The sequence below is a fragment of the Sphingopyxis sp. genome (genome assembly GCF_035565275.1).
GTDB lineage: Bacteria > Pseudomonadota > Alphaproteobacteria > Sphingomonadales > Sphingomonadaceae > Sphingopyxis.
On the sequence record NZ_DATMST010000335.1, the window covers coordinates 1 to 7,482 of the forward strand.

7 protein-coding genes and 1 pseudogene are annotated in these 7,482 nt (G+C 66.4%); 4 read left to right on the forward strand and 4 right to left on the reverse strand.

The window, feature by feature from the left end:
* From VN047_RS21780 to VN047_RS21795, 4 genes are all read left to right on the forward strand, one after another.
* Window positions 1-1,097: M23 family metallopeptidase (locus tag VN047_RS21780; protein ID WP_325546422.1), on the forward strand; the 1,097-nt coding region annotated here is incomplete at its 5' end.
* Between the two features lie 60 nt (window positions 1,098-1,157).
* Complete coding sequence (gene hemB, locus VN047_RS21785; RefSeq protein WP_325546424.1) at window positions 1,158-2,156, forward strand: porphobilinogen synthase; 999 nt, start codon at window positions 1,158-1,160, stop codon at window positions 2,154-2,156.
* A gap of 4 nt (window positions 2,157-2,160) precedes the next feature.
* The gene (locus tag VN047_RS21790) at window positions 2,161-4,413 is read left to right on the forward strand and encodes a fused MFS/spermidine synthase (RefSeq protein ID WP_325546427.1); all 2,253 of its coding nucleotides are present in this window, start codon (window positions 2,161-2,163) and stop codon (window positions 4,411-4,413) included.
* Window positions 4,410-4,958, forward strand: a complete 549-nt coding sequence (locus VN047_RS21795; RefSeq protein ID WP_325546428.1) for a gamma carbonic anhydrase family protein — start codon at window positions 4,410-4,412, stop codon at window positions 4,956-4,958. Before VN047_RS21790 ends, VN047_RS21795 begins: the two co-directional genes overlap by 4 nt.
* Window positions 4,959-5,013: 55 nt before the next feature.
* On the opposite strand, the gene VN047_RS21800 is transcribed toward VN047_RS21795, so the two are convergent.
* From VN047_RS21800 to VN047_RS21815, 4 genes and pseudogenes are all read right to left on the reverse strand, one after another.
* Window positions 5,014-5,586, reverse strand: coding sequence for a urate hydroxylase PuuD (locus tag VN047_RS21800; RefSeq protein WP_325546430.1), 573 nt, complete (start codon window positions 5,584-5,586; stop codon window positions 5,014-5,016).
* Window positions 5,587-5,660: 74 nt separating this feature from the next.
* On the reverse strand, window positions 5,661-6,332 hold the full coding sequence (locus VN047_RS21805; protein WP_325546432.1) for an inner membrane-spanning protein YciB: 672 nt from the start codon (window positions 6,330-6,332) through the stop codon (window positions 5,661-5,663).
* Window positions 6,329-7,255: a signal recognition particle-docking protein FtsY gene (gene ftsY / locus VN047_RS21810; RefSeq protein ID WP_325546434.1), complete on the reverse strand. Its 927-nt coding sequence runs from the start codon at window positions 7,253-7,255 to the stop codon at window positions 6,329-6,331. Before ftsY ends, VN047_RS21805 begins: the two co-directional genes overlap by 4 nt.
* Window positions 7,252-7,482 (reverse strand): annotated as a pseudogene (locus VN047_RS21815) (tRNA (N(6)-L-threonylcarbamoyladenosine(37)-C(2))-methylthiotransferase MtaB); the annotation flags it as partial. The pseudogene VN047_RS21815 and the gene ftsY, both read right to left, overlap by 4 nt.

The window sequence follows — 7,482 nt, forward strand, 5'->3', positions numbered from 1 at the left end:
GGTCGCCATCGTCACCGGCGCGGGACAAGGTGTCGGGCGCGGTGCCGCTCGCCGACATCGCGCCGGGCACGCGCATCGACCTCATACTCGGCCGCCGTGCCGCACGCACGATGCCGCGTCCGGTCGAAGCGCTCGCGATGCGCGCCCGCTTCGACCTTCGCATCGAGATGGAGCGGCAGGGCGGTGGGCTCGTCATGCGCCGCATCCCGATCGCGGTCGATACGACGCCGCTGCGTATCCGCGGCCGGGTGGGCGACAGCCTCTACCGCTCGGCGCGTGCCGCCGGGGCGCCGCCCGCGGCGATCCAGTCCTATCTGCGCGTCATCGGCAAACAGATTTCGGTCGGCAGCGACATTCGCGCCGGCGACGAATTCGACATCATCGTCGACTATCGCCGGGCAGAAACGGGCGAGAGCGAGACAGGCAAGCTGCTCTATGCCGGGCTGATCCGCGGCGGGAAGTCCAAACTCTCGATGCTCGAATGGAATGTCGACGGCCGCAGCCAGTGGTTCGAGGCGTCGGGTGTCGGCGAACAGCGCGGCGGCATGGCGCGGCCCACCAACGGGCGTGTCACCTCGACCTTCGGCATGCGTCGCCACCCGATTCTCGGGTACAAGCGCATGCACAGCGGGATGGATTTCGGCGGCGGCTATGGCGCGCCGATCCATGCAGTCTCCGACGGCGTGGTCACGATCGCCGGGCGTACGGGCGGTTTCGGCAATTATGTGAAGCTCAATCACGGGGCCGGGCTCGGCACCGGCTATGGTCATATGAGCCGCATCGCGGTGCGCGCCGGCCAGCGCGTCAATCGCGGGCAGGTGATCGGCTATATCGGCTCGACCGGCCTCTCGACCGGCCCGCACCTGCATTACGAGCTTTATCGCAACGGACGCGCAGTGAATCCCGCCTCGGTGACCTTCGTCACCCGCGCACTGCTCGAAGGCAAGGCGCTCGCCGACTTCCGCGCCCGCATCCGCGCGCTGACGTCGATAGCGCCGGGTGCCGCACTCACCCCGATCGCGCCGAAACAGGCCGAGGGGCCGAAGCTCGGCAGCCTCGCCGATGTCGCCTCGAAGCGCGCCGGTGACGGGATCTGATCCCGCATAAGAGCGGCAATATCCATTTGCCCTGCGGTCAGGCATCGCTATGCACCCCGCATGACCCAAGCCGCTTTTCCCGACCTGCGCCTCCGCCGCACCCGCCGCACCGGCTGGAGCCGCGCGATGGTGCGCGAAACCACCCTGTCGCCCGCGAACCTGATCTGGCCGCTTTTTGTCTGCGACGGATCGGGCACCGAAGAACCGGTCGCAAGCCTGCCCGGCGTGTCGCGCTGGTCGGTCGACCTGCTCGTCGAACGTGCGAAGGATGCGGTCGCCGCGGGCATCCCGTGCCTTGCCCTGTTTCCCTATACGCAGGCCGACCGGCGCAGCGAGGACGGCGGCGAGGCGCTCAATCCCGAAAATCTGATGTGCCGCGCGACGGCCGCGATCAAGCAGGCGCTCGGCGACGACATCGGCATCCTTACCGACGTCGCGCTCGACCCCTATACCAGCCACGGGCAGGACGGGCTGGTCAACGATGCGGGCTATGTCCTCAATGACGAGACGGTCGAGGTGCTGGTCGGGCAGGCGCTGAATCAGGCGCGCGCCGGCGCCGACATCATCGCGCCCAGCGACATGATGGACGGCCGCATCGGCGCGATCCGCGCGGCGCTCGAGGCCGAGGGTTTCGGCCATATCCAGATCATGAGCTATGCCGCCAAATATGCCTCGGCCTTCTATGGCCCGTTCCGCGATGCGGTCGGCTCGCGCGGGCTGCTCAAGGGCGACAAGAAGACCTATCAGATGGACCCAGCGAACAGCGAGGAAGCGTTGCGCGAAGTCGCACAGGACCTGGCCGAAGGCGCCGATAGCGTGATGGTGAAACCGGGCTTGCCCTATCTCGACATCGTCCGCGCCGTGAAAGACAACTTTGCTGTGCCGGTCTATGCGTATCAGGTGTCGGGCGAATATGCGATGATCGAGGCGGCCGCCGCGGCGGGCGCGGGCGACCGCGATGCGCTCGTCCTCGAAACGCTCCTCGCGTTCCGCCGTGCAGGGGCGTCGGGGGTGCTCAGCTATCACGCGCTCCACGCGGCGCGGCTCCTCGGCGCCTGATTTCATGAGCGACAGCAATTCGCCGCGTCGCTGGCTGTTCGTACTGACGATCCTCGTCGGCAGCTTCCTCCTCTTCCTCGTCCAGCCGATGATCGCGCGGATGGTGCTGCCCAAACTCGGCGGCGCGCCTGCGGTGTGGAACAGCGCGATGCTCGTCTATCAGGCGCTGCTGCTCGGCGGCTACGCCTATGCGCACTGGCTCGGCCGGTTCACGGTGCGGCGCCAGGCGACCATCCACCTCGCGCTCTTCCTTGTCGCCGCGCTGTGGCTTCCGATCGGCATTGCGCAGATCGCGGCGCCTGGTCCGGGGCAGGAGGCGCTCTGGGTGCCTTTGCTTTTGCTCGCCTCGATCGGTCCGGTCTTCTTCGTCGTTTCCGCGCAGGCGCCGTTGATGCAGCGCTGGTTCGCCGCCGACACCCGTGCGGGCGATCCCTATTATCTCTATGCCGCGTCGAACCTCGGCAGCTTCGCGGGCCTCATCAGCTATCCGGCGCTTGTCGAGCCCACGCTGCCGCTCGCGGCGCAGAGCTGGGGCTGGACCGCGGGTTATGCGCTGCTCGTCCTGCTCGTCGCCGGGGCGGCCGCGGCGCGCTGGCACGGCGGTGCCGAACGCCATGCTGCCGTCACCGACGAACCGCGGCCGACGCTCAGGCGCCAGCTCCACTGGCTGCTGATCGCGGCGGTGCCGTCGGGCCTGATGCTGTCGACGACGACGCATCTCACCACCGATATCGTGGCGATGCCCTTGCTTTGGGTGCTCCCGCTCGGCCTCTATCTGCTCAGCTTCGTGATCGCCTTTTCGACGATGGAACGGCCGACGCAGATCATCACGCTGATCGCGCCCGTCGTGCTGCTCGCGGTCGGCGGGCTCGGCCTGCTGAGTTCGGGCGGCGGATCGATGATGGTTGCGATCGCCAGCCTTGCGATGCTGTTTGTCGTTGCGACTGCGCTGCACGGCTATCTCTATCACCTCCGCCCGGCGACGCAGCATCTGACACTCTTCTATCTCGTCATGTCGGCGGGCGGGGTGCTCGGCGGATTGTTCGCCGCGCTGTTCGCGCCGCTGATCTTCGACTGGGTGTATGAACACCCGCTGCTGATCCTCGCGGCGGCGATGCTGCTGCCGTTGCCCGCGCTTCTCCCTTGGGACAGGTGGCTGGGACTCGAGGTGAATACCGCGCGCGTCGTTACCGTCCTGCTCATCCTCGTCGCGGCCTTTGCGGCCTGGCATATGGTCGAGGGCTGGACGGGCCGACTCGAAGGCGCGGCATCGGGCTGGGGCGTCGTGATCTTTGTCGTGGGGATGTTCGTCGTCGGCTGGCGCTGGGCATACGTGTCGGTGCTCGCGCTGCTGATGATCGGCGTCGGCGGCTGGGACACGATCCAGGAAAGTTTCACCGGTGCGCGCGTCCGCAGCTATTTCGGCGTCTACACCGTCACCGATTATCCCGAATCGAACCAGCGCCGCCTCGCGCACGGCACGACCCTCCACGGGCTGCAGCGCACCGACGCCGCGCATCGCCGCGATCCGACCACCTATTACGGCCCCCAGTCGGGCGTCGGCCTGACGCTCGACAAGGCGGAGGCGCTCGCCGGGGCGAACGCCTCGGTCGGCATCGTCGGGCTGGGGGCGGGGACGCTCGCCTGTTACCGGAGGCCCGGCCAGCGCTGGACGATATTCGAGATCGATCCGGTGATGGTCGACATTGCGCGCGATCCGTCCAAATTCACCTTCCTGTCCGATTGCGCCGGCAACACGCCGATCGTCATCGGCGATGCGCGACTGCAACTCGCCAACCAGCCCGCGGGGCACTTCGATGTTATCGTGATCGACGCCTTCTCGTCCGACGCGATCCCGCTGCATCTGATGACCAGGGAAGCGATCGGCATCTATGCGCGCGCGCTGAAGCCCGACGGCATATTGCTCATCCACATCTCGAACCGCTTCTTCGATCTCGAGCCGGTGCTTGCGGCCGAAGCCAAAGCGCGCGGCTGGACGAGCGCGATCCGCATGGACCCGGGACCGGTCGGCGACGAATATGGTGACCTGACCGGATCGAACTGGGTCGCGCTGGCCGCGACGCCCGGGCGGATGAAGCAATTGACCGGTGGCATCCGCGCGCGCAAGGATGCGAGGGATCTCGACGCATGGGTGCCGCTCGAGGCGCGCCCCGGTTTCGAGCGCTGGACCGACGATTACGCCTCGACGCTGCCGGTCCTCATCTGGAAGAATATCATCGGAGGCCGCGACGAATGAACGACGTCAGCATCATCAGCGTCAATGGCAAGACGCCGCAAATCGACCCCAGCGCCTTCATCGCGCCCGGCTGCCGGATCATCGGCGACGTCGTGATCGGCGCCGACGTCAGCATCTGGTATAATTGCGTGCTGCGCGCCGACGTCAGCCGCATCGTCGTCGGCGCCCGATCGAACATCCAGGACGGCAGCGTCGTCCACTGCGACGGCCCGATGCCACACCGGCCCGAGGGTTTTCCGACGATCATCGGCGAGGATGTGCTGATCGGCCATCTCGCGATGGTGCACGGCTGCACGCTCGCCGATCGCGCGTTCGTCGGCCTCAAGGCGACGGTGATGAACGGATGCCGCATCGGCAGCGACGCGATGCTCGCCGCGGGAGCACTGCTGACCGAAAACAAGGAAATCCCCGACCGCGAGCTGTGGGCGGGCTCACCCGCGCGGCGCGTGCGCGAGATCGGCGATGCGCAGGCGGCCGGCATGCAGCTGGGCGTCGCGCATTATGTGATGAACGGCCGCATGCACAAGGCGGCGATCGAGAGCTGAAACGAAAAGGGCGCCCCGGTTTCCCGGAGCGCCCCTTGCGATATTGCGCGTCGGGCTAGCTGAAGTTCACCATCGCATAGAGCATCGGGATCGACAGCAGGGTGTTGGTCCGCGAAAAGATCATCGCGGTCCTTGCGGCCTTCGCCTTGGTCGCATCGTCGGCCTCGACGATGCCCAGCGCCTTCTTCTGGTTCGGCCAGATCACGAACCACACGTTGAACGCCATGATCAGGCCCAGCCACATGCCGACGCCGATCAGCTTGTACGGGTCCTGCAGGCCGAGCGCCGGCGCCAGATATTTGGCGTGACCCGCGATCGCGAGGCCCAGCAGCACGGTGATCAGCGCCGCCCAGCGGAACCAGAACAGCGCGGCGGGTGCGATATGCTTCGAAACGCCCGGCTTCAGTTCAGCGGGAATCTTCGGCATCGTCGGCATCTGGACGAAGTTGAAATAATAAAGCAGGCCGATCCACAGCACGCCGAAGAAGGTGTGCAGCCAGCGCATGATCGCATTGCCCGCAGCTATTCCGTCCTCGAAATTCTGGCCGTTCAGGCAGAGCATCAGAATAATCGCCAGCACGAGACCGGTGCCGAGCACGGCGTGCAGGTTTCCGAAAAACTTGTCCATTGCAGTTCCCCCATTTGTGCGGCGCCGTGCGACCCGGTGCCTGCGCGCTGCTATGCCAGCGACGGGGGAATGGCTCAAGCTTGCTTGTCAGCCGTCTCGTCGGGGATGGCGAGGCCGTTTTTCAGCATCACGGGAACCTGGCTGAACGTGAAGAGGAAGGAAAGGGCGGTGACGCCCCACACCTTGATCGTCAGCCACAGGTCGAAACTCATCTGCTTCGCCTGGATCATCTCGTACATCACATGATTGGCGATGCCGAGCGCGGCGAAAAAGAGCCCCCAGTTTCGCGACAGGAGCAGCCAGCCGCGATCGGTCAGCCCCTCGAGCGCCGATTGCAGCAGATATTTCAGCATCGGCTTGCCGAACCACCAGCCGCCGAGCAGCAGCACGGCAAAGGCCGCATAGATGATCGTCGGCTTCATCACGATGAACCGCTCGTCGTGGAACCATATCGTCAGCGCGCCGAAGCCGAGGACGAGGATGCTCGACATCCACAGCATCGGCGAAATCTTGCCGAGCTTCCATTTCGATACCGCCATCGCGATGACGATCGCGACCATGAAGGCGACCGTGCCCTTGATCGCGGCGGTCGTCGCCGCGAACGCACCTTCGCCGCCCGACGCGAATTTATACGCGACGAAAAAGACGAGCAACGGCCCGAAATCGATCACGAAATTGAGCCAGCCATGCTTCGCCGGCGGCGGAGCGGGGACGGTCTCGGGGCCAGAGGGAAGCTGGTCGCTCATCGGATATTTCCTGCAATAATGCCCGCGATTTCGTCGGCATCGAACGGGCGAAGGTCGTCGATGGTTTCGCCGATACCGATCGCGTGAATGGGAAGCCCGTGGCGCTCGGCCGCGGACACCAGCACGCCGCCGCGCGCCGTGCCGTCGAGCTTGGTCATCACAAGCCCGGTCACCCCTGCAACCTCGCGGAACACGTCGATCTGCGACAGCGCATTCTGCCCCGTCGTCGCGTCGAGGACGAGCACGACGTCGTGCGGCGCGGCGGGGTTGAGCCGGCCGAGCACGCGCTTGATCTTGGCGAGCTCGTCCATCAGCTCGCGCTTGTTCTGGAGGCGGCCGGCGGTGTCGACGATCAGCACGTCGATGCCCGTCGCGGTCGCCTGCTTCACCGCGTCGAACACGATGCCCGCGCTGTCGCCGCCCTCCGGCCCCGCCATGATCGGCACGCCCAGCCGTTCGGCCCAGACCTTCAATTGCCCGATTGCGGCGGCGCGGAAGGTGTCGCCCGCAACGAGCATGACGCCATAATCCTGCTCCTGGAAAAGGTGCGCGAGCTTGGCGATCGTCGTGGTCTTGCCCGACCCGTTGACCCCGATCACGAGGATGACCTGCGGACGCGGGAAGGCGTCGATGTCGAGCGGTTCGGCGACGGGGCGCAGGACCGTCGCGATTTCTTCGGCGACGATCTTGCGCAGTTCCTCGACGCCGCCGGCCACCGCATCGCGCCGCGCCGCAAGGCGCTCGCGAATCCGCTCCGCCATCGCGGGGCCAAGATCGGCGGTGATCAACGCTTCCTCGATCCGGTCGAGATCGTCGTCGTCGAGACGCGACTTGCCGGTCAGCCCGGCGAGATTTTCGCCGAGCCGTTCCGATGTGCGGCGAAATCCGCCGAGCAGCCTTTCGCTCCAGCTTTTGCCGGTCATGCGGCGATGTCCTTTGCTTGCATGGAAGTGGCGATCATGTGGTCGCCATCGCGCGCCGTCAGGCGCACGGGGATGATGCTGCCGGGCGCTGCGGGCGCGGCCAGCGCCAGCGCGGCGAAATTTTCGGCATGTCCGGTCAGCCCGTCGCGCTCGACGAGCATCGACGCCGTGCGGCCGACCTGCGTGTCGAGCCAGTTCTGGCGGCGCAGCGCATTGGCCTCGCGAGA